Source organism: Alcanivorax jadensis T9 (assembly GCF_000756655.1).
Lineage (GTDB): Bacteria > Pseudomonadota > Gammaproteobacteria > Pseudomonadales > Alcanivoracaceae > Alcanivorax > Alcanivorax jadensis.
On the sequence record NZ_ARXU01000013.1, the window covers coordinates 46836 to 66453 of the forward strand.

Annotated in this window: 16 protein-coding genes; 11 read left to right on the plus strand and 5 right to left on the minus strand. The window is 56.8% G+C overall.

Annotation, left to right across the window (positions count from 1 at the left end):
- Positions 1-53 precede the first annotated feature (53 nt).
- The 3 genes from T9A_RS13940 to T9A_RS13950 all read left to right on the plus strand — a co-directional run bounded on the left by T9A_RS13940 (position 54) and on the right by T9A_RS13950 (position 6356).
- A complete protein-coding gene (locus T9A_RS13940) occupies positions 54-1052 on the plus strand; it encodes a DUF2066 domain-containing protein (protein WP_035249587.1) in 999 nt (332 codons plus the stop codon).
- Positions 1053-1055: 3 nt separating this feature from the next.
- The gene (hda, locus tag T9A_RS13945; RefSeq protein WP_035249589.1) at positions 1056-1745 is read left to right on the plus strand and encodes a DnaA regulatory inactivator Hda; all 690 of its coding nucleotides are present in this window, start codon (positions 1056-1058) and stop codon (positions 1743-1745) included.
- A 162-nt stretch (positions 1746-1907) separates the two neighbouring features.
- The gene (locus T9A_RS13950) at positions 1908-6356 is read left to right on the plus strand and encodes a choice-of-anchor Q domain-containing protein (RefSeq protein WP_035249591.1); all 4449 of its coding nucleotides are present in this window, start codon (positions 1908-1910) and stop codon (positions 6354-6356) included.
- On the opposite strand, the gene T9A_RS13955 is transcribed toward T9A_RS13950, so the two are convergent.
- A complete protein-coding gene (locus T9A_RS13955) occupies positions 6318-6614 on the minus strand; it encodes a hypothetical protein (protein WP_035249593.1) in 297 nt (98 codons plus the stop codon). The genes T9A_RS13950 and T9A_RS13955 overlap by 39 nt on opposite strands.
- 149 nt (positions 6615-6763) lie before the next feature.
- On the opposite strand from T9A_RS13955, the gene sthA reads away from it, so the two are divergent.
- On the plus strand, positions 6764-8161 hold the full coding sequence (gene sthA / locus T9A_RS13960; protein ID WP_035249595.1) for a Si-specific NAD(P)(+) transhydrogenase: 1398 nt from the start codon (positions 6764-6766) through the stop codon (positions 8159-8161).
- A gap of 164 nt (positions 8162-8325) precedes the next feature.
- Here sthA and smrA read toward each other — a convergent pair whose 3' ends face one another.
- Positions 8326-8925, minus strand: coding sequence for a DNA endonuclease SmrA (smrA, locus tag T9A_RS13965; protein ID WP_035249596.1), 600 nt, complete (start codon positions 8923-8925; stop codon positions 8326-8328).
- 90 nt (positions 8926-9015) lie between these two features.
- Here smrA and T9A_RS17110 point away from each other — a divergent pair, with 90 nt between their 5' ends.
- On the plus strand, positions 9016-9339 hold the full coding sequence (locus T9A_RS17110; RefSeq protein ID WP_156964908.1) for a hypothetical protein: 324 nt from the start codon (positions 9016-9018) through the stop codon (positions 9337-9339).
- A 347-nt stretch (positions 9340-9686) separates the two neighbouring features.
- Here T9A_RS17110 and T9A_RS13975 read toward each other — a convergent pair whose 3' ends face one another.
- Entirely contained in the window at positions 9687-10445 is a 759-nt protein-coding gene (locus T9A_RS13975) for a glutathione S-transferase N-terminal domain-containing protein (RefSeq protein ID WP_035249600.1), read from the minus strand.
- Positions 10446-10732: 287 nt separating this feature from the next.
- Between T9A_RS13975 and T9A_RS13980 the strand changes: the two genes are divergently transcribed.
- Positions 10733-11944: an acetyl-CoA C-acetyltransferase gene (locus tag T9A_RS13980; RefSeq protein WP_035249602.1), complete on the plus strand. Its 1212-nt coding sequence runs from the start codon at positions 10733-10735 to the stop codon at positions 11942-11944.
- Positions 11945-11973: 29 nt separating this feature from the next.
- A complete protein-coding gene (locus T9A_RS13985; protein WP_035249604.1) occupies positions 11974-14139 on the plus strand; it encodes a 3-hydroxyacyl-CoA dehydrogenase NAD-binding domain-containing protein in 2166 nt (721 codons plus the stop codon).
- Positions 14140-14215: 76 nt separating this feature from the next.
- On the opposite strand, the gene T9A_RS13990 is transcribed toward T9A_RS13985, so the two are convergent.
- Positions 14216-14626, minus strand: a complete 411-nt coding sequence (locus T9A_RS13990; protein ID WP_035249606.1) for a VOC family protein — start codon at positions 14624-14626, stop codon at positions 14216-14218.
- 68 nt (positions 14627-14694) lie between these two features.
- Between T9A_RS13990 and T9A_RS13995 the strand changes: the two genes are divergently transcribed.
- A complete protein-coding gene (locus T9A_RS13995) occupies positions 14695-15510 on the plus strand; it encodes a PPK2 family polyphosphate kinase (protein WP_035249608.1) in 816 nt (271 codons plus the stop codon).
- A gap of 9 nt (positions 15511-15519) precedes the next feature.
- Positions 15520-17043, plus strand: coding sequence for a Na/Pi cotransporter family protein (locus T9A_RS16695; RefSeq protein WP_052043040.1), 1524 nt, complete (start codon positions 15520-15522; stop codon positions 17041-17043).
- A 9-nt stretch (positions 17044-17052) separates the two neighbouring features.
- Here the strand turns inward: T9A_RS16695 and T9A_RS16700 are convergent, their stop codons facing one another.
- Positions 17053-17448: a response regulator gene (locus T9A_RS16700; RefSeq protein WP_052043042.1), complete on the minus strand. Its 396-nt coding sequence runs from the start codon at positions 17446-17448 to the stop codon at positions 17053-17055.
- Positions 17449-17701: 253 nt separating this feature from the next.
- Here T9A_RS16700 and T9A_RS14010 point away from each other — a divergent pair, with 253 nt between their 5' ends.
- Both T9A_RS14010 and purU read left to right on the plus strand, forming a co-directional pair.
- Positions 17702-18721 carry an AraC family transcriptional regulator gene (locus T9A_RS14010; protein WP_035249610.1) on the plus strand — a complete coding sequence of 340 codons (1020 nt, stop codon included), beginning with the start codon at positions 17702-17704 and terminating at the stop codon, positions 18719-18721.
- Positions 18722-18745: 24 nt separating this feature from the next.
- Positions 18746-19618: a formyltetrahydrofolate deformylase gene (purU, locus tag T9A_RS14015; RefSeq protein WP_035249612.1), complete on the plus strand. Its 873-nt coding sequence runs from the start codon at positions 18746-18748 to the stop codon at positions 19616-19618.

Here is a 19618-nt window from a genome sequence, read left to right on the forward strand (position 1 = left end):
CGGGTTATCAGTGATAATAGCGCGCTTGAATTTTCAGGTTGGAATGGGCGGTCATGCGTTTTCTTGGAATGGTGGCATTGTTGTTGGGGTTGGCCCTTGTGGCCCAGGCAGAGTCTCTGAATACAGTGGAGCTGACGGTGGAAAGCCGTGGCGAGGCTCAGCGCCAGCAGGCTCTGCAGCAAGGGCTGAAGGACATGCTGGTGCGCCTGAGTGGCAAACAACAGGTGCTTGAGCAGCCGGTATTAGAGCAGGCTCTGGCGCAGCTGGATCGTTGGGTCACTCGCTACGATTACGACGGTGATCGACTGATGGTCCGCTATGACACTCGCGGCTTGATGGATTTCATGGCGGCAGCAGGGGCGCCGGTATGGGGCTTTCCCCGTCCTAAGGTGTTGATCTGGTTGGTAGAGCAGGGAGCCGGCCGTGGAGACATGGTGGCGGGAGAGCATGAACTGCGCGACCACCTGGTTGGCGAAGCCCGGCGTCGGGGGCTTTCCCTGGTAGTGCCCGAATGGGACAGCCAAGACCGCAATGCGGTCACCGTAGCGGATGTCCGCGGCCGTTTCGATAATCAGTTGCTGTCCGCTTCCGACCGTTATCCCCATGAGCTTGTTGTCGCTGCCGTCTTATATGAAGGCTCGCCGGCCACGGTGAGCTGGCGTGTGCTTCAGGGCAAGAAGACCTTGGACCAGGGCCGTGAGAAAAGTGCCTCCGCTGAGCAGGCGGTGACGACGCTGGTGGATGCGGTGACCGATCAGCTCGCCCAACGTTATGCGGTGGCCAGCAGCGCTTCCGAGCGGCTCACCTTGTTGGAGGTCGAGCAGGTGGAAACGCTCGCTGATTGGCATCAACTCCAGGCTTTCCTGGCAGGGCTGAGTGGTATGCGGGCCGTTTCGCTGGTACAGACCACTGATCAGGGCGTGACTTTCGGCCTGGATTTCGGTGCCAGCGATTCCCAGCTACGTAGCCTGCTGGAGCTTTCCCGACAATTGCGCCCCTGCCCGGACGAGTCGGTCGCCGGGCCGCAGTGGCGCTACTGCTGGCGTTCCTGATCCATGAGCGCACAGCTGCCCCTGGCGCTGCAATTGCGTGAGGGAAATAACCTCTCCAACTTCCTTTCCGGCCCCAACGGGGCCGCGCTGGCCGGTGTCCGTGAAGTGGTGCTGGGTGCAGACCGGCAGGCCTTTATCTGGGGCGGGGAACAGCAGGGCAAGAGCCACCTGCTGGAAGGGGCGGTTCGTCTGGCCCAGCAGCAGGGCATGGATGCTTGCCTGTTGCCTGCCAGCGAGCTACTGCCGCTGGTGCCGGCGGTGCTGGAGGCCATGGAACAATTCGATCTGTTGGCGCTGGATGATTGTCAGCGCTTTGCCGGCGATCCGGCCTGGGAAGAAGCCCTGTTTCACCTTTACAACCGTCTGATGGCGCAGGGCGGGCGCCTTCTGGTGACCGCCAATGCCTCTCCGGCCGCTGCCGGCCTGTTGCTGCCGGATCTGGCCACCCGCTTGGCCGCCGGGCCGGTATACAGGCTTGGCCCTTTGGAAGATGGTGATATGCAAAAAGTGTTGCAAGAGCGAGCCAAGGCCCGTGGGCTGCGGATTGAGCAGGATGTAGCTCACTATATCGTGTTGCGCAGCGAGCGCAGCCCTGGGGCGCTGATGGCGCTGCTGGACCGCCTTGACCGTATGGCCCTCGCGCAACAACGCTCGGTCACTATTCCCTTTGTCAAGGATGCGCTGGGGTGGTAAAAAGGGTCGCTTAACGAAGAAGCAACAGTTTGCTACGCAAGTAACCGGTATATTGATGATTCATTACATCAGGTTACGTTTCCGGCAATCTGAGTATTGCCGGATTTTGGATCCAGATTAGAACAATAACGCCAGGCACAAAAAAGCCTGCAGGAGCACAACATGCGCCACACTGCGCTTTGGCAAACCCTTGCGGGCTGCGCCCTTATTCTCGCAGCCGTCACCTCCCAGGCAACCGTTTACAAGATCGAGACTACGGACGATGTGGCCGTTTCTGCAGATCGTGTCATTTATACAGAAAATGATGCCCCCGATTTCACTCCGGCAGATAGCTATTACCAGGTGACAGCAGCATCCAGCGGTGGTTTGTGCACTCTGCGCGAAGCCATCTATGCGATCAGTTACCAAGTCAGCGTCGGGGCCTGTGAGGCGGGTACTGGTAATGACACCATTCGCTTGCTTGAAGGTGAGACGTACCTGTTGACCGAAGGGGAGCTTCCCTTGGGGGGCAGGAAAATCAAGTTTATTGATCAGACAAAAGAAGTTCTGGACCCCGAATGTACTATAACAGCCCAAAATGACTGTCTAGTAGAGATCGTTGTGAAAGTGCCTGTCGATCTTAATGAGGGCGATGACACTCCTATTTCGCCGAGTATCAGAATTGATGTGTTTCTGGACAGCTTTGAAGAAGCGGAAGACAAGGAAAAGCCGGTCATCTCGGCGGGCGGCAACAGCCGCCTGTTCCTGCTGGAGCGAGGTTCGCTGACGCTGAGTAATCTTGTTCTGCAGGAAGGCTCGGCGAATCATGAAATCGATCCGGCAGACCAAAATGGTGGGTTGATCCTGGCTCGGGGTGGGCTCGGCTTAGCAGAGAATGTCGAGTTGCGTGGAGGCCAAGCGGTCAACGGTGGCGCGGTATACCTTGAGAACGGTAGCAATCTGGACTTTCCGGAAAGCACGCTGTTCGAAGACAATGTGGCCAGCGGCAACGGTGCCGTGATAGCAACGTCTGCCGAATTTGATGGGGAAATTACCGGTCACCGTTTTTACATGGCAGGTAATGAATCGGAGTCTGATGGTGGCCTGTTCTATCTTGATGGAGATGAAGACCAGCAGATTCTTTTTGATCTGACGAATGGAACTATCACCAACAATAGTGGTGGCGTGATTCAGTTGGTAGCGCCAAAGCACCAGCTTGTGCTGCAGAATATGACGATTGTTTTCAACGAAGGCTTGGCGTTGCATCTTGACGAAGCTCAGCTGGATGTGCCGACCGACCCGAATGCAGATCCGCCTGAAGCTTTCAGTACCGCTTTTATCTTCAATACGGTGCTGGCGGGTAACAGCGCTGGCGCTTGTGCGGGTACTGCGCTGGATGGAATTGACGATGCCGATGCCACCCTGCTTTACACCATTACCGACGATGCGACATGCCCCTTGCCGCGGGAGCAGACCGAAGGGACGCCGGTGACACTGGACCCGAACGGGGCAACGGCTGAAGTACTGCTTGGCTGGAATGAGGCAACGATGAGTCGTGTCACTTGCGTGGGGACCGGCTCCGGAGCCTGCATGCCGATTCCTGCCGAGGAGCTGGGCGGAAATTTTCCTGGCTTTCTCCCTAACCCGGAACCCGCCGGGTTGGATACGACAATACCGGAGGCGACTCCCAGCCTGTTCGATCGCGGTAACCCGGAAACGGTAGATCAATGTGCCAAGGAAGACATGCGCGGTCAATCGCGGGGTGGTGCTGGTGGACGTTGTGACGTGGGCGCGGTGGAATTTCTGCGTGCACTGGCGCAACCGGATGAGATTGATCTGATTAGCGGCCGGACAGTACTCGGTGATGTGCTGAAAAACGACAGAAATGACACCATGGTGGATTGTGGACGTCTGGAACAGATCATTATTGATGAAGGCACCTGCCCGGCCATTGATAGTGCCTGTCTTGAGCAAGAAGTACTCGAACGTTGCATGACGATTATTGTTGCCCCTGAGCGTGGACGGGCATCAGTGGAAATTGATGACCAAGGCTATCCTCGTATTCGTTATTCCCCTGACAGCAGTTTTCACGGCGTAGACCAGATTCGTTATGTGGTTTCCCGGCATGCCTTTGCCGGTGGCACCGATATTGGTCTGGATCAGAGTGAAATCGCCAATATGGTGGCGCAACCGGCCAGTGGTCTTACAGAGTCCAAGAGCATTCTAGGTGGCAACAGCGGCGGTTCTTTTTCAGTCCTGGCATTTTTGACGTTGATCGCTAGTGGCCTGCTGCGTCGGTGGCGTTCAGGGCTTGTTGCCCTTGCCGTTATGCTATCGGGCACAGTGTTGGCAGCTGATATTGAAGTGAACTCCCTGCTCGATGATAACCCCTCCATTACCAACGATGGCCTGTGCACCTTGCGAGAAGCGTTGGCCAATGCGGCCACTTTCAGTAGCCCGGATTGTGATTTCGGTGCCAAAGGCGAAGACCGCATCCTGCTACCTGCTGGTGATATCCATCTGGAAGGCACCCTGGTCATCCAGGGGGGCAGTGTCGAGTTGGTCGGCAAGGGTGTTCGCAATGATGATGATGCAGAGCCGGATGCTGAAGACACCATTACCCGAATTATCGGGGATGGGCAGAGTCGATTGTTCGAAGTGCGAGCGCCAGTTAGCAATGGCCATCCCAATGTATTGTTTCGCTATCTCCAGCTGGAAGACGGTAATGCCTCAGTGCCTGGAGGTACCCCCGTGGGTGATCAGGGATTTGGCGGTGCAATCATTACCGGCGGCTCCGTGGTTTTCGACCGGGTTGTACTTCGCAATAACCGGGCAGACCGTTCCGGCGGGGTTATCTATGTACGGGCCAACGCCGGCAATGAAAAGCAGGTGTCCTTCAATCGTGCCTATGTGACAGGTAATGAGGCGTTGCAATCCGGTGGTGTTATGGCAACCACAGCTCAGAATGGAGAGAGTTTCCGGTTTGCCGCTGTTGATACAACGTTTGAGAACAACCATGCTGACGTTGAGGGCGGCGCCTTTGATTTGAATATTCCAACTGGCAATTTTATTGCATTTTCCAACAGTACCTTTGTGGATAACAGTGCACCGAAAGGCTCGGCCCTGGATCTCAGCGGCGTGGATATTAATGTCCGTCTGATGAATCTGACCTTCGTGAATAATGCTCCGGGAAATGGTATTGAACTGGGGGATTCTGAAGCCTCGGTCAGCTTAGCAAACAGTATTGTTGCGGCAAGTGGAGCCAGTTGCTCTACAGGTACCGGGGAATTGCGCGATAGCGTTTATAACCTGTTTTCAGACGCTGCATGTACGGCAAGTGGTACAGATGAGAACAATGATGATGGGGAAGGTGGAACCGCGGGCATGTCCACTGACCTTGCCGTTGAGTCGGGTAGTTCTACGGACTATACGCCTCCGTATCTCGTTGCTGCTGATCTCAACGATGCATTAATCATTGATGCTGGCAACGAAGACGATCTGCAATCTGGTACCTCAACCCCGCTGCGATGCCGTGCCACGGATTTGCGTGGTATTGCCAGGACGTCCGGGGGGGAGTGCGACCGTGGGGCATTCGAATATCAACAGATTACCGCTTCTGATGATGAGGCCAATAACCAGCGTGCTCCAGACCGCCGTGTCCTGATAGACGTCTTTGATAATGATTTGCCGAGTGATGGAGCCGAGATCCAGCTACTTGATGGAAATGGTGCGTTACTGGACGACAGGTTCGTTTTCACTCCGGCACAATTTGATATTGTCGGCGGGGAAGAGGAGGTCAATCCGGCGGCCGGCTCTTACACGTATGACTCAGCGACCCGCCGTTATGTTCTTGGTAGTAGTGGATCCCAAGCCGATGGCACCACCATTGAGTTTGTCTGGGAATTTTACAGCGAATCGGTTGATGGCTATGACGTGAAATGCGGCGATCCGCTTCCTCAGCGTTTTATCAATCGCAATCCGGACAATTACGATGATGGAGATGTGGCCGAAAATTGTATCGTCCTGTTCACTCCTTCAAACCAGGGCTTCATTCCAGATTCAATAGATCCAGCCAAGGATGCAGTTTGTGAAGCCCTCAATGATGATGAGAGAGACACGCCTCGGCTGGTTTTCCTGTACAACTTTGAAGACAACGCGAACCCGGCCCAGCAGTCCTCAGATGCTTCTGTCAGCATGAGTATCACCAACAAGGCACCGAGTATCACTGGGCAGACCCGCAGTAGCCGTCCTGGTGAATCGGTAACCTTTAAGATTACTGCTGATGACCCCGATGGTGACGCGAGTTCCATCAATTGGCCAACGCTTAGAATCAAGGATGAGCCTAATTTTACTAAACGTAGTAATGAAACGGGTAGCGCTCAGGGCACGGGGATAATCATAAATTCTGACGCACGCACCGTGACATACATCCCTGATAGCAACTTCAGTCCGTTCAAGGACCGCTTCACTCTGGAAGTGGAGGATTACTGTGGTAGTACGTCAGCGGCAGCCACCTTCACCATCACATACCCGGGAGAACAGGAAGACACCAGCGCTGGAAGCTGGAGTCTCGGCCTGTTCTCCAGCCTGCTATTACTGTTTTGGCGCCGCCGGCGCCTTGCGGCGGCGTAGCAGGCTGCGCCGCAACAGCTCCCAGATCAGCCCCCCGGCCAGCATGCTTGCTAGCAAGAGCAGCAATTTGGGGATGTCCACCAGTGTCCAGAACAGGATGTCGATGCTGGTGGGCTCCAGATTCTGAAGCACGATAATTGATACCAGTATCACTGCCAGAATCTGCAGGGCCCCGATCGGGTGGGCCACCAGCCAGCGTCCTGTCGTTTTGCCGCCACGGGCCAACTTCGAGGGCTTTTGTTCGCTGCGCTCTTCCATGTCAGGCTCCTGTTATTGAATTGAAACGATTCTTTCCTCTATCCCCACCATGCCAGTCTTGGCCAACATGGTCAGGCCTCTGCTTTGGTCTTACTCGTGCGAGCGAGGGGACATGCCTATAATAGTGCTGTCGTGGAAAGGAGAAGTGAATGGATATCAGTGCGGGTTGGGATCTGGTGGTGATCGGTAGCGGGCCGGCCGGTGAAGCGGCGGCGATGCAGGCGACAAAAAAAGGCCTGCGAGTGGCCATTGTCGAAGACCAGAAGTCTCTGGGCGGCAACTGCACACATTGGGGAACGATCCCTTCCAAGGCGCTTCGTCATCTGGTCCGCCAGGTGATCCGTACCCAGCGCAATCCGTTACTTCGCGGCATCATCAATCCCAGAGAAGTCCGCTGGCAGGACCTGATTGTCAGAACCCGTGAGGTGATCGATTCCCAGGTCCAGGTGCGCACGGATTTCTATATCCGCAACCGGGTGACGGTGTTTGGTGGAAGGGGTGAGTTGCTTGGCAACAATGAGGTGAGGGTGGAAGACCGGGAAGGGCGGCTGCATCTGTTGAAAACCCGTAACGTGGTGATTGCTACCGGCTCAAGGCCCTATCATCCGGAGGATGTGGATTTTGATCATCCCCGTATCTACGACTCCGATACCATTCTCACCATGGACCATACGCCGCGCCATATCATCATCTATGGGGCGGGGGTGATCGGCTCGGAATATGCCTGCATCTTTACCGGCCTGGGGATCCGGGTTGACCTGGTGAATTCACGGCAGCATCTGCTGGATTTTCTGGATACGGAAATTTCCGATGCGCTCAGTTATCACCTGCGCGAGCAGGGCTGCACCATTCGTCAGGATGAGGAGTACCAGCGGGTTGTTGCCGACGATGAGGGCGTCACCCTGGAATTGCAGTCCGGCAAGAAACTGCGCGCTGACGCCTTGCTTTGGTGTAATGGTCGTTCCGGCAACACTCAGGACATGGGGCTGGAAGCCGCCGGGCTGAAACCCAACAACCGCGGGCAATTACAGGTCAATGAGCGCTACAAGACCGAGGTGGAAGGTATTTATGCCGTCGGCGATGTGGTGGGTTGGCCATCTCTTGCCAGTGCGTCCTATGATCAGGGCCGTTTCTGTGCGGCGGCCATTGCTGGCGATGAAGTACGGCAGGTGACCGACGTGCCTACCGGGATCTATACCATTCCGGGGATCAGTAGTGTGGGGCGTAACGAGCAGGAGCTCACCGAAGCCAAGGTGCCCTATGAAGTCGGGCAGGCCTTCTTTCGTAATCTGGCCCGCGCGCAGATTACCGGTGAGCGGGTGGGGATGCTGAAAATCCTGTTTCACCGGGAGACCCTGGCGGTGCTGGGTATCCATTGCTTCGGCTATCAGGCCATGGAAATTGTCCACGTAGGGCAGGCCATCATGCGCCAGCCCGGTGAGCTGAACACCCTGGAGTACTTCATCGACACCACCTTCAACTACCCGACCATGGCGGAAGCGTATCGGGTGGCGGCGATCAACGGGATTAACCGGATAAGAAGGTGAGGGTTGAATTGATAATTGAGAATGGATAGTTGATAACGGCGCGGAATAGGCAAGGCAGCTAATTAGAGTGCTGGAGGCCGCGTCCCAAAGTAAGGTCGCGGCCTCCAGCGGTTAAGTACCCAAAGTCTGTTGGCGCGTAGTTATCAATTATCCATTCTCAATTATCAACTGCTTCTATTGTTCTTTCCCGCCTCCATAAAGAACTCCCTATTGCGCTGCCGTGACTGACTGCTTTTTCTGATCAGCACATAGGTGGCGCCGCTGCCGCCTTGATTCTGTGGGGCGGAATGGAAGGCGAGTACCAGGTGACTCTCCTCGAGCCAGTGCATTACGTAGCTTTTCAGGAAGCCGGGACGCTCGCTGTGTACGCCTTTACCATGGTTGATCAGCACGGACCGCAAGCCCTGTTCGTGGGCTTTCATCAGAAAGGTCTGCATTCGGTCACGGGCATCCATCAGGCGTACCCGGTGCAGATCCAGCAGATCCTGGGCATCGTATTTGCCCAGTCGCAATTTACGGTACACCCCTTCCTGAACACCGTTTTTCTTGACTCCGACAATGTCGGTGGGGCCAATCCGGGGGACCTGTTCCGGCACGGTGAGGGGATTGCGATCCTGGCGATCGTCCATGGCGGCGGCGCGGCGCAGCTGTTCGCGCAGACTGTTTGGGCGCTTGGACCGGGGCTGGGTCGCGCGATTATCCGGTTTCATCGGTGTCACATCCGCCATTTCCTGGCGGAACAGATCATCGTCATTGGTGGCCATGGAACTGCTCCACAAAACCCGTTAGTTCATGCTTGCATGGTACACAAAGCGGGCAGAAACTGGCAGTGAGACCCTTCCCGAGAGGTAGTTATGGAACGACGACGTTTCCGCAGGCCTCGACTGAGACTGAATGTCCGAGCTTCCATCGATCGAAAACCGGTGGGGCATATTCTCAATCTGACTGACGAGGGCCTGTGCCTTACCGGGCGTGGTACGCCACCTCAGGGCAGCCAGTCACTACTACTACAATTACCGCTAGCTTTATCGGGCCACCGTGAATTGACAGTGATGGCGGAACACCGCTGGCATGATTATTTGCCCAATGGACACTGGCGAGGTGGATTCAAACTTCTGGCGGATGAGAACACGGCTGCGGCACTGACCACTCTTGCCAGCCGTTACGGCGATAATTAGCCAAAACGAGAGAGGGGCTTCATCCATGAAGCCCGGTTTTCAGACCTGGAAGCGAATGCTCCCGAGATGGAACCTGTTTCAGTAAGGACGCGAATCGCGGCTTTCGCGCGAGTCACTTTTGTCCTCTGAATCGTGCCGATGACGTTTTGCATCACGTTTGCGACGTTCACGTTCAGCGCGCTTGTGTTCTTCGTTCCAATCGTCCGGTTCATAGTCATCAAAATGTCGACGACCCATGGTGCTACTCTCTTTACAGAATTAAAGGGGGTTCTCAGTGCTTTATATAGCACTAATTCGGGGAAGGGAGAAGTGTCCGGCACACCATTTGTTGATGCGCCGGGTTGCGATTATCGACCGTAAGTCTGATCCAGGTAATCCAGAATGTCCGCGGATTCGAATAGTTCTGCGCCAGTATTGGGATCTACCAGGTAGGGAACGGCGATGCGGCCGGCCCGTTCCATCAGGGCAATTCGGTTCCGCTGGCGGGGTGCGTAGTCATCAAGAAGGCGTCGACGTAGCGGCGGCAGCACCCAGTCTTGCCACTGATCCCGGCCGCACTGGCGGAGCAGGTAGGGCAGTTGCAGCTCGGTGAGGCGTTCGCGGACCAGCCTGGCAAAAGGGCTGGCTTCGAACGAGTAGAGTTCCAGTGCCTGTTCCGGCACCTGGCTGTCCTGGGCGCGTAGACCGCGGGAGGCGCGAGGGAGAGAGGCGGACACCGCCGCGGCCGTGCGCAGGCTGCGAACCAGCCAGCGGCGCGGCGCCGGGCGGCCGCCGTATTCCCGGTACAGGTAGTCGATGATGTCGGCGGATTCGTAAAGGGCGGCCCCGGTATTCGGGTCCATCAGATAGGGGAATTGCTGACGCCCACCCAGGCGTTCCACCAGCGGGCGGTAACGCTCACCCCCCTTGGGGCAGGGGAAAATCACTACATCCAGGTCCAGATCCGTCAATGCTTCGCGAACCAGGCGGCAAAACGGGCAGCCTTCCATGTCATACAGTTCAAGGGGTTCCTGGGGTGTCTTGCGGTGGCCTTTGCTGGCAATGCCGCGACCCTGCTGCAGGGCGGAAGCGGCCAGGGAGCGCAGCACCTCGGTGTTATGGGACATAGCGAATTCTCCTGAAACGAATGTCCGGACCTTACCATCTCTCGAGCGACTCGCATTGGCCCTCAAGACGCCTTGCATATCAAGCGGTTAACCACTGCCCGTTCCGCTCACCCAGGCTGTTAACTCCTGTCATTGAGTGACGGGCGCGTGTAGGGCAATCTCTGCGGTCTACATTTGGCCGGTACCTGTCACTTTGTTGCGCATGATTGAACCCATGCACTGACAGGTGCCGCCTTTCACAACCCGTCAGCTGAGCTGACATCTGCCTGAGGCAAGAGGAAGGTTCCATGACCGAAGCCTATATTTACGATGCCATCCGTACTCCCCGTGGTCGGGGTAAAAAAGATGGCTCACTGCATACGGTGAAGCCGCTGGACTTGGTGGTCGGCCTGATCGATGAAGTGAAAGCCCGTTTCCCCAATATGGACACCAACCGTATTGATGATCTGTTGTTGGGCGTGGTTACCCCGGTGGGTGATCAGGGCGCCTGTATCGCCAAGACTGCGGCGCTGGCTGCGGGTCTGCCGGACACTGTGGCAGGTTATCAGCTGAACCGTTTCTGTGCTTCCGGCCTGGAAGCGGTGAACACCGGTGCCCAGAAAGTGGCTTCCGGTTGGGATGATCTGATTCTGGCGGGTGGTGTTGAAGCCATGAGCCGTATTCCCATGGGCTCTGATGGTGGCGCCTGGGCCATGGACCCGGTTACCAACTACAAGACCGGTTTCGTCCCCCAGGGCATCGGCGCTGATCTGATCGCCACCATCGAAGGCTTTTCCCGCCGTGATGTGGATGAATTCGCTGCCGAATCCCAGGCGCGGGCTGCCACTGCCTGGGAAAAAGGCTACTTCGGAAATTCTGTGGTACCGGTTACAGACCTCAACGGCCTGACCGTACTGGATCGCGACGAGCACGTTCGCGCCGGCACCACCGCCGATGGCCTTGCCGGTCTGAATCCGTCTTTCGCCATGATGGGCGAAATGGGTGGTTTCGATGCGGTGGCTCTGCAGAAATACCACTGGCTGGAAAAGATCGATCACGTCCATCACGCCGGTAACTCTTCCGGCATCGTGGATGGCGCGTCACTGGTCGTGCTGGGTAACGAGCAGGTTGGCAAGGATTACGGCATGAAGGCTCGTGGCCGTATTGTCTGCACAGCGATCAGTGGTGCCGATCCGACCATCATGCTGACTGGTCCGGGCCCGGCTGCCAAAAAGGCACTGGCCAAGGCCGGCCTGAAGGCTAGCGATATTGATCTGTGGGAAATCAACGAAGCGTTCGCCGCCGTGGCCATGCGCTTCATGAGGGACATGGACATCACCCCGGATGTGACCAACGTGAATGGCGGTTCCATCGCCATGGGCCACCCACTGGGTGCCACCGGCGCCATGATCCTGGGCACCGCGCTGGATGAACTCGAACGTCGCGACAAGAAGTACGCGCTGTGCACCTTGTGTGTGGGCGGTGGCATGGGTATCGCCACCATCATTGAGCGTCTGTAAACCGCGTCGAACGAATTCGGAGAAAGAACATGAGTGAACAAACTGCAATCCGTTGGGAACAGGACGCGGACAACATCGTTACCCTGATTCTGGATGATCCCAACCAGTCCGCGAACACCATGAACGAGCTGTACGGCAAGTCCATGGCAGCCACCGTGGAGCGTCTGGAAAAAGAGAAAGACAACATTGCCGGGGTGATCATCACCTCCGCCAAGAAGACCTTCTTTGCCGGCGGTGATCTGCGTGACCTGCTTAAGGCGAAAAAGGAAGACGGCCAGGTTTTCCTGGATAACGTTACCGAGATCAAGCGTCAGTTGCGCGTGCTGGAAACCCTCGGCAAGCCGGTTGTGGCTGCCCTGAACGGTACGGCTCTGGGTGGCGGTCTGGAAATCGCCCTGGCCTGTCATCACCGTGTTGCCATCAACGACAAATCCGCCCAGTTCGGTCTTCCGGAAGTGACCCTGGGTCTGCTGCCCGGTGGTGGCGGTGTCACCCGCGTGATCCGCATGCTGGGTATCCAGGATGGCCTGATGAAAGTGCTGATGCAGGGCCAGCGCATGAAAGCCGACAAGGCCCAGAAAGTGGGGCTGATCGACGAGCTGGCTGTTGACCGTGACGAGATGCTGGCCAAGGCCCGCGAATGGGTCAAGGCCAATCCCAAAGCCCAGCAGCCCTGGGATCAGAAAGGTTACAAGATCCCCGGTGGTGACCCCAAGAATCCCAAGTTCGCCATGAACCTGCCGGCGTTCCCGGCCAACCTGAAGAAGCAGATCAAGGGCGCCAATTATCCGGCACCGCTGGCGATCATGTCTGCGGCCGTGGAAGGGGCCCAGGTGGATTTCGACAATGCCTCCACCATCGAAGGTCGCTACTTCGTGTCCCTGGTTACCAGCCAGGTGGCCAAGAACATGATCACCGCCTTCTTCTTCAACCTGCAGGCGATCAACGCCGGTGCCAGCCGTCCCAAGGATGTGCCGAAATTCCGTGCCGAAAAAGTCGGTATCCTCGGTGCCGGCATGATGGGCGCGGGCATTGCCTATGTGACCGCTCGCAGTGGCGCCCAGGTTGTGCTGAAAGACATCTCCCAGGAAAACGCGGACAAGGGCAAGGATTACTCCCGCAAGCTGCTCGACAAGGACATCTCCCGCGGCAAGATGACCGAAGAGAAGAAAGAGCAGATCCTGTCGCTGATCCATGCCACGGCAGATGCCAAGGATCTGGACGGGGTGGACTTCGTGATCGAGGCGGTATTCGAGAGCACCGAACTGAAGCACAAGGTCTTCCAGGAAATCGAGGATGTGGTGAAGCCGGATGCCGTGCTTGGCTCCAACACCTCATCTTTGCCGATTACCGGTCTGGCCAAGGGTGTGAAGAAGCAGGATAACTTTATTGGGATCCACTTCTTCAGTCCGGTGGACAAGATGCCGCTGGTGGAAATCATTTCCGGCAAGGACACCAGCCCGGAAGCGCTGGCGAAAACCTACGATTACTGCCAGCAGATCAAGAAGACCCCCATCGTGGTCAACGATGCCCGTGGCTTCTTCACCACCCGCGTAATCGGCACTTTCGCCAACGAAGGGATTGCCATGCTGGGTGAAGGTATCAATGCCCAGTCCATTGAGCAGGCCGCCATGCAGGCCGGTTACCCGGTGGGTACGCTGAACCTGATCGATGAGATCAACATGGAAACCGCCCTGAAGATCGGCAAGGCGGCCCGTGACGATGCCAAGCGTGAAGGTCAGGAACTGCCGCCCGAGCATCCGGCTGAAGTGGTCATGAAGAAAATGGTCGAAGAGCTGGACCGTCCCGGTAAAGTCCAGGGCAAAGGCTTCTACGAGTACCCGGAAAACGGCAAGAAGCACCTGTGGCCAGGTCTGAAAGACGCCTTTGGTGGTGACAAAGAGATTCCGTTTGAAGATATCAAGGAACGGATGATGTTTGTGGAAGCCATCGAAGCAGTGAAATGCTTCGACGAAGGCGTTATGGAATCTGTGGCCGATGCCAACATCGGTTCCATCTTCGGTATTGGCTTCCCGGCCTGGACCGGTGGTGTGATCCAGTACATCAACCAGTACGAGGGTGGTCTGCGTGGTTTCGCGGCCCGCGCCCAGGAGCTGGCCAAGTTGTATGGTGATCGCTTCAACCCGCCGGCTTCCCTGGTGGAGAAAGCGGAAAAAGGCGAAATCTACAAGTAACGTAGGTTCCGTCTGATAAAAAAGCCCGGCCCTGTGCCGGGCTTTTTTATGTCTGCACGTTGATGTCAGTCGCCAGCTAGCGGGGCCCCACCCAGAAATGCGGATTGCAGGCCACTTCCCACAGGTGGCCATCCGGATCGGCAAAGTAGCCGGCGTAACCGCCCCAATCGGTGGACTGTCCGGGCTTGATCAGTTGCGCACCGGCTTCCTGAGCCTGGGACAGTAACTGGTCGACCTGCTGTGGGCTTTCCACATTGTGTGCCATCGCCACGCCGCGAAAGCCCTGACCCGATGGCGCAACGCCGGCATCAGCGGCCAGCGCATCATGACCGAACAAGCCCAGCCAGGTGCCGTTCAATTCAAAGAACGCCACCGGCGCTTCGTCCGGCATGGGGCGGCGGGGCAGGCCGAGACCCTGCTCATAAAAGCGGATCGCCGTCGCAAGGTCATTGACGCCAAGGGTGATCATGCTGATACGTGGTTCCATGAAAATCTCCTGTTTGCCTGGCTCTCACTGCCCTTTATGCTCAATACGGTATACCCAAGGGAGTGCGCATGGAACTGGACCGCTTTGGTTGGCCGTCGGGGCCCACCCTCAACGTACAAAGTTTACCCACTGATTTCAGGGAACCACCGCAACAGGATCTCGATACGGTGCTGGACGGTCTGCACGAATACCAGCGGCGCCTGTTTGCCAATCGACGTCACGGGGTGCTCCTGGTCGTGCAGGGGCTGGATGCTGCCGGCAAGGACAGCCTGATTCGCACCCTGGCCCGGGCCATGGATCCGGCCGCGTTTCGGGTACATGGGTTCAGTCGACCGCTGGGTGAAGAGGTGGATCATGATTTTCTCTGGCGGGTTTGGCGCCACCTGCCGGGCAGGGGGGAAGTGGTCGCCTTCAATCGCAGCCACTATGAATCGGTGTTGGCTGAACGGTTGTGGCCGGTCACCGAACACAGCAGTGATGACTGGCCGCTGAAATACGAGGCCATCAACGCCTTCGAGCAGCACTTGCACCGGGAAGGAACCCGGATCATCAAGATCTGGCTGAATACCTCGCAGGAAGAACAGCGTCGCCGTCTCTTAAAGCGCTTGGACAAGCCCCGCAAACGCTGGAAGTTTGACGCGGCGGATGTGGAAAGCTGGCTGGCAAGAGACGCCTATCTATCGCTGGTCAACGAGACCCTCGTGCCAACCCATACCCTTCATGCTCCCTGGCATCTGATTCCCAACGATGACAAGAAAAATGCCAGAGCCGCGGTGGCGGCGTTGCTCCTGGATACGCTGAAGGAGCTGGCGCCAGAATACCCGCAGGAAGATCCCCAGTGTATTGAGCACTATCGGCAAGTACTGACGAAAAAGAATGATTGAGCCGCAGCGATGAACAGTGTGCTGACAATGATTGCCGGGCTGGGTCTGTTTCTGTTTGCCATGCAACTGGTGGAACAGGCGGTGCAGACCCTGTTCAGCGAAAAGGCTTCCCTGTGGCTGCAACGGTCCACCAACACCACCCTGAAAGGGGTGGTGGCAGGGGGCCTGATTACAGCAGTGATGCAGAGCAGTTCTCTCGTTGGGTTATTGGTGCTGGCATTCGTGTCGGTGGGGATACTCCCTCTGCGCCATGCCATGGCGGTGATGCTGGGCGCCAATCTGGGCACCACAGTAACCGGCTGGCTAGTAACGCTGCTGGGCTTCAAACTCTCGCTTTCTGCGGTCAGCCTGCCGCTGGCGGGGGCCGGTGCCCTCTGTTATGTGCTCCTGCCGAAAGGCATGTGGCGTTCTGCCGGCCTGTTTTTGCTGGCTTTCGGCTTACTGATCTTTGGTCTGGATACCATGAAGGTGGCGGTGGAAGGCGTCGGCCAGCGCTTTGATGTGAGCTGGCTGCAAGTTTATCCACCGGTGCTGTATCTGATGGCCGGGGTGTTGCTGACGGCCATCATCCAGTCTTCTTCTGCAGCCATGCTGATTACGCTATCGGCGCTAAACGGCGGCTTGATTGCCTTGCCGGAAGCTCTGGCGCTGGTGATCGGTGCGGACCTGGGGACTACCAGCACCTTGCTGCTCGGTGCGATCAAGGGGTCCGTGCAGAAGAAGCAAGTGGCGGCGTTTCATGTGCTTTATAACGTGGGAACGGCGTTGCTGGCCTTTCTGCTGGTGATGCCCGTGTGGCCACAGGTCTCGGGCTGGTTGGGTATCGATGATCCGTTATATGGCCTGGTGGCCTTCCATACTGGCTTCAACTTGATCGGTATTGTGGTGTTTGCGCCGTTACTGGGTGTTATGGAGCGAGCGATTGAAGCGCATATCGGCAAGCGAGGGCATCATGATCTGTTCGCGGATATCAGCCCGCAATCGGTAGAGCCTGCGCTGTTGGTGCTGGCACGGGAAACCGGCATTCTCATTGATCGGGTCAGGGATTATTGCCGGAACCCACTGCAGGGACGTTCCCTGTCCCGCTTCTTTGAGGAATATAGTCAGGTCACGGATCTGGAAATGCAGCTGGCAGACTATGCCAATCGGTTGGCCCAGCAGCCCATGACTGAGGGACAGGAGCAGCGCCTGCAACGTTTGCGTGCCAGGGTGCGTGAAGCGGTTTATGCCTTGAAGGCGCTGAAGGATGTGGCGGATGACCTGGCGCTACTGACAGAAAGCCATGATCCCGGTTTGCAGGGCTTCAGTGAGCAGATCCTGCGAGCGTTGGACAGGCTCTACCAGGCACCACCCTGCGCGGACCTGGCGGCCCAGCACCGGCAGGCCATGGAGCAGCTGCAACGTGAGGCCTATTCGTTGGTGGCAGATGCCCGTATGCGGGGTATCAGCGTATTGAATCTGGCGAGAGAAGTGGATGAAAGTGGGCGCCACTGGTTGCGAAGTCTGGCGGTAATGGATGATGCGACTGAGTAGAGGCAGGGGTCAGGCTGACGCACCGGAGGGAGTCAGGTTGCTGCAGGCTAACTGGGTGAAGGCGACTTCCAGCCAGCGCCGTAACTCACTGGGGCGCAAGGGTTTGGGCATCAGTGTCTCGCCGCCGGCATCCAGGCATTGCTGCTGGTAGGCCTCACTGTGGTTGCCGGAGATGAACAGGATGGGGGTCTGGCCATTCTGGTTGCGGATTTCCCGAGCCACACTGAAGCCGTCCAGTATCGGTAGTTCCACGTCCAGAATCAGCAGGTCCACGTTCCGTTGCCGATAAAGGCGCAAGGCTGCCTCACCGTCGGCTGCCAGCACATATTCATGGCCCAGCTCTTCAATGATGCGGCAGATGATCAGACTGACAGCTTTATTGTCTTCGACAACGAGAACATTCATGACTGATTTTGTAACGTAACGGCAAGCCGATAACAAGAGTGAATGTCACGTCAAGGCAGTTTTCGTTGCGGTAAAGTACAATCGCAGGTCTGCCCAGGGTAAACAGTGTGTTAATTACGGTCAGTTTCTTTATTATGATGGCCCGTGAACGGTCCTGCGGAGAGATGCGGAACGGGTATCATTGAAGATCACGATACTGGATTCTGATAGAGACAGCTTTTTGGCATTGCCAACGGTGTGAGGGTGGCGGTCGATGTACCAGCGCAGAACAATCAATATCAATCGCGTAGTGAAGTTGCTTCAGGGGGCAGGGCGGTCCGGTGCCAGTATCCCTGATCTGCTTGATCAATGTGATATTCCTCGGCAATTGCTGGATGATCCGGACGGCACCATCGAGCGCGACACCTTTATCAAGATGATGCTGCTGATTATGCAGCAGACCCAAGACGAGTTTCTCGGTTTCGGGCAGGGGCGCAAATCCAAGCCGGGCACATTTTCAATGATGGCCCACGCGGTGATCAACTGCCCGACCCTCGGTGCGGCCATTGAGCGGGGTATTCGTTTTTACGATCTGTTCGAACTGAGCATGCATTCCCGGATCGAGCGGCAAGGAGACATCGCCCGGCTGGTCGTCAAGGCGGACTCGCGCCTGGATTTTAGGGAAGTGATCATCGAGACGTCCCTTTTTGTCTGGCTGCGTTTCATGAGCTGGCTGGTGGGCAAGGCTATTGAACCCCAGCTGGTGAAGCTGGATTACACCGATGTGAGAAACGATGAGGAACACCGTTTCCTGTTCGATTGCCCCATCGAGTACAGTGCCGACGAAAATGCGGTGAGTTTCCGTGCTGACTTTCTCGACCTGCCCCTGGTGCAGAACGAGCTGTCTCTCTCCAAGTTCCTCAAGGATTCCCTGGCCCAGTTGTTCGATGGCAATATCCACAATGTGGGCTTGCCGGCGCAAATCCGGGCGATCATTTCCAACGAGTACGGCAACAGTTTCCCCGATTTCACGGAAATCTGCGGTAAACTGAACATGACGCCGCAAACCCTGCGCCGCCGGCTGAAAGAGGCCAATACCAGCTACCAGGAGATCAAGGACTCCATCCGCAAGGATGCGTCAGTCTATTACCTGTCCAAGCCGGATCTGAGCATCGATGAAATTGCCCTGTTGATGGGCTTCAGTGAAGCCAGCTCTTTCCACCGTGCCTTCAAAAAGTGGACGGGCAAGACCCCATCCAGCTTCCGCAAAGAGCATTTCGGCGTTAGTCATTAATCTGCCCGATTACCAGGACCCGCAATGACAGTGCAAGACGCCAATACGGCCCGCCTGCTGGTAACCTGCCCGGACAAGCCGGGTATTATCAGCGCCGTAAGTACCTTTCTGTTCAACCACGGTGCCAACATCACCGATTTCGATCAGCACTCCAGCGATGCGCGAGGTGGCACTTTCTTTTTGCGTCTGGAATTCCAGACGCCGGAGCTGGATTGTTCCCGGGACGCTCTGCGTAACAATTTCGCCAGCCGTGTTGCCGAACCCTACGGTATGCAGTGGCAGATCAGCTACGCCAGCGAGAAAAAGCGCATGGCGGTGCTGGTGTCACGCCATGACCACGTGATCATGGATCTCTTGTGGCGAACCTCGCGGGGCGATCTACCAGCAACCATCCCCATGGTGATCAGCAACCATGAGGATTTACGCGGTGAAGTGGAGCGATTTGGGATCGACTATCACCATATTCCAGTGAACGGCGATAACAAGGCCGAGGCAGAGGCCAAGGCGTTGGCGCTGTTGGACGGACAGGTGGACGTGATCGTGTTGGCCCGCTACATGCAGATTCTTAGCAGCGAGTTTGTTTCACACCATCCGCATCGCATTATCAACATCCACCATTCCTTCTTGCCTGCCTTTGTGGGCGCCAACCCGTATCAGCAGGCCCACGATCGTGGCGTCAAACTGATCGGTGCCACCAGCCATTATGTGACGGAAGATCTGGATCAGGGCCCGATCATTGAGCAGAACGTGCAGCGGGTCAGTCATCGACATTCCGCTGACGAGCTCAAATCGCTGGGTCAGGACGTGGAGCGGCAGGTAATGCTGCGGGCAGTACGCTGGCACCTGGAAGACCGGGTCATCGTTGATGGCAACAAGACCGTGGTGTTTGTGAAGTAA